The sequence below is a fragment of the Mesorhizobium sp. M7A.F.Ca.US.002.01.1.1 genome (assembly GCF_004022955.1).
Classification (GTDB): domain Bacteria; phylum Pseudomonadota; class Alphaproteobacteria; order Rhizobiales; family Rhizobiaceae; genus Mesorhizobium; species Mesorhizobium ciceri.
Genome location: NZ_RZQE01000649.1, coordinates 1 through 2,675, shown reverse-complemented (window position 1 = coordinate 2,675; position 2,675 = coordinate 1). Strand labels below are relative to the sequence as shown.

Here is a 2,675-nt window from a genome sequence, read left to right as displayed (position 1 = left end):
CCGGCAAGGCTGCCCTGACGCGGGCGGGAAAGGGTAGCGAGAAGGTTCGCGGTGCCGGGAATGACCCCAGAGATGACGCTCCCCGGCCCAAGTTGAAGGGCTGGAACGCGTTCGACGACGAGGGCCTGCTCCGTTAAATCCGTCTAGCCATTCGCGTCCAGAATGTGCCCTGAGCGAAAGCTAACCGGGAGCCGAAACCATCTGCGGTCGCGATTGGCACGTCCCGAACCAATCCATGCTCAAGGAGTTCTTCAAACCGACAACCGCCCATTTTTGAGGATGGCAGATGTTCGACAACTTCGTGCTTGAAATGTTGGAAACCGAGGGCGAGCCGATAAGGCTTCGGCATGGCGGATCTGGGCCGCCTCTGCTTCTGATCCATGGCCATCCTCGCACGCATATGACTTGGGGCCAGGTCGCGGACTTGCTGTCAGCAAGCTTGGGCCACCATAGTTTCTTCGTCGCCGGGCAATGATCGTGGAAGTCTGGTCGCTTTCAGAATGGCGATGGACCATCCCAACCTGGTGCGAAACTGATTGCCGTGGATGGATTGCCAGTTATCGAGCATCTGGAACGGGCCGACTGGAACTTTGCCCGCGATTGGTACCACTGGTTCTTCTTTGCTCAACCCGAGAAGCCGGAACGGGCCATCCTTGCAGACCCGATGGCATGGTACAGCGCCTTGCGGCCAGATGAGATGGGACACGATGCCTATGACGAATTGGTTTCATTCATCCACGATCCCGCCATCGTCCATGGCATGGTCGAAGACTGCCGCGCAGGTATCAGGATCGACCATCGCCACGACCGCGAAGACCGAGATGACGGCAGGAAGGTGCACTGTCCGATGCTCTGCCTTTGGTCGCTCGACGACGACTTGGAGCAGATCTATGGCGATCCGGTTGCCATCTGGAAGCACCGGGCCGACGACGTGGGGGGCTACGGAATCAAGAGCGGGCACCATGTCGCCGAAGAAAATCCCACCGCTCTCGCAGCAGCGTTCAAGGCCTTTCTCTGAAAAATGACAGAAGCACCGATTGAGCGATCGCTTATGCGTATCGACGAACCCAGCCATTGTTCGGCAGACTCGTTCTTGCACCGCCCTATTTGAAATCCCGCGTCTTCACCTTGATCTGGTCGATGTGCAGATAGGGATCGATGATGTTCCTCGGCCCCGGTCCTTTCGGCATGCCGCGCGGGTCTGGCGTTGGGCTGCCGTGATGGAACTCATCGCCGCGCCCATGCGGCAAAGGGAACGCAGCATCTCGATCGCCAACGCTGGCCAGATCGGCGGAAAGATCGCTCAAACGATGAGCGACAAGATGAACCACCTCGCCCTCCCGCTGAATGCGCCCATAGACGCCGATCATGCCGGCGCCGAGCACGACCCTGCGATATTTTTCGAAGACCTTGACCCACACCACTAGATTGGCGATGCCGGTCTCATCCTCGATCGTAATGAACATGACGCCCTTGGCCGAGCCAGGTCGTTGGCGGACCAGCACGAGGCCTGCTGCCTCCCGCCATTGGCCGTCGCGCGCCTGCATGGCCTCACGACACGAGACGATGCGCTTGCGCCCAGGTCGGCGCGCAGGAACGAAACAGGATGGTCGCGCAGGGTCAGTCCAACATGCCCGTAGTCCTCGACCACTTCGCCCGCCGGCGGTCATCGCACGCAGCGCGACAACGGGCTCCTGGATCTCCGATACCGTCCGCTGCTCGCTGCCGGAGGCCGCCGCAAACAGTGGCAGCGGCTCGTCGCGGAGTGCCGCTGCGATCGATCACGACTGCTCACGCTGCATGCCGGCGGTAGCAAAAGACGCGCCCAATAGTCGGCCCCTGCGATGTAGCGCTCTCCCCCTAACATCGTTCCCGGATTTGGGAAGGCTGGCTAAGTCTTGGTCAAATTCGACAGGACAGCCCTCAATCTGGAGTGCCAGTTTGCCGTCCAACGCGACCGAAGTTCTTCGCCCGCTGGTTCGCACCGGATCGCGACGCGTGGCGTTCGTCACCGCTCTTGCCCTCAACCCTCCGTTATCCTGGCCAGCGCCACAACCTAGTTGCCGCCGCTTAGCTATCGCTCAAACGAGGTTGTCGTGTTGCCGTCGGGGTGCGGAAAATCATGGCTGTTTCCTATAGAAGGAATCGCTTGCCACGGTGGTGCAGGAAGTCGGCGATGTGAAGAATAGAGGCGCATCGGCATTTTAAGGTGGATTAGGTCCTGACCGACAAATGGTGCTACATGGGCGATGAAGAATGCCCGCCCAGCGTACGTTGTCTACGCACCACCGCTGATCGGCCTTCCGTTCCTGGCTGTGATACTGGCTCTGGTGGGACGACCATCGCAACGCCCTTTGACAACCCAGATGGAGCGGCCCCCACAACAAGGTGATGGCGGTTACAGGTGCGCTACGGCAAAGCGGACTTGATAATCACAAATAGGAGAACCCGTCCATGAAACTGCTACGCATCACACCGATTGTCATTCTTGCCTGTGCCTTTGCCCTTGCGGCCTGCGCCAACACCGTCCGAGGCGTCGGCCGGGACGTCAAGGCAACGGCCAACGCAGTCGACGACACGGTCAACAAACCATGATGCAGAGGACCGTCACGGTTACCGAGAAGACAACGGGCCGCGTGATCGGAGCGCTGCCGATCGATCTTGCGCAGCAGGAT

The 2,675-nt window shown here is 59.9% G+C and carries 1 protein-coding gene and 2 pseudogenes; 2 read left to right on the top strand and 1 reads right to left on the bottom strand.

Annotated features, from left to right (window positions below; genetic code table 11):
• Window positions 1–286: 286 nt before the first annotated feature.
• Window positions 287–1,018: pseudogene (locus EN932_RS33500) on the top strand (alpha/beta hydrolase).
• Window positions 1,019–1,103: 85 nt separating this feature from the next.
• On the opposite strand, the pseudogene EN932_RS33495 reads toward EN932_RS33500, so the two are convergent.
• Window positions 1,104–1,769, bottom strand: a pseudogene (locus EN932_RS33495) (OB-fold nucleic acid binding domain-containing protein); the annotation flags it as partial.
• Window positions 1,770–2,454: 685 nt separating this feature from the next.
• Between EN932_RS33495 and EN932_RS39830 the strand changes: the two are divergent.
• The gene (locus tag EN932_RS39830) at window positions 2,455–2,595 is read left to right on the top strand and encodes an entericidin A/B family lipoprotein (RefSeq protein ID WP_032809501.1); all 141 of its coding nucleotides are present in this window, start codon (window positions 2,455–2,457) and stop codon (window positions 2,593–2,595) included.
• Window positions 2,596–2,675: the final 80 nt, after the last annotated feature.

Bases quoted from the DNA above. Each gene is read 5' to 3' on its own strand.
- EN932_RS39830 (WP_032809501.1), top strand. From the start codon at position 2,455: ATGAAACTGCTACGCATCACACCGATTGTCATTCTTGCCTGTGCCTTT.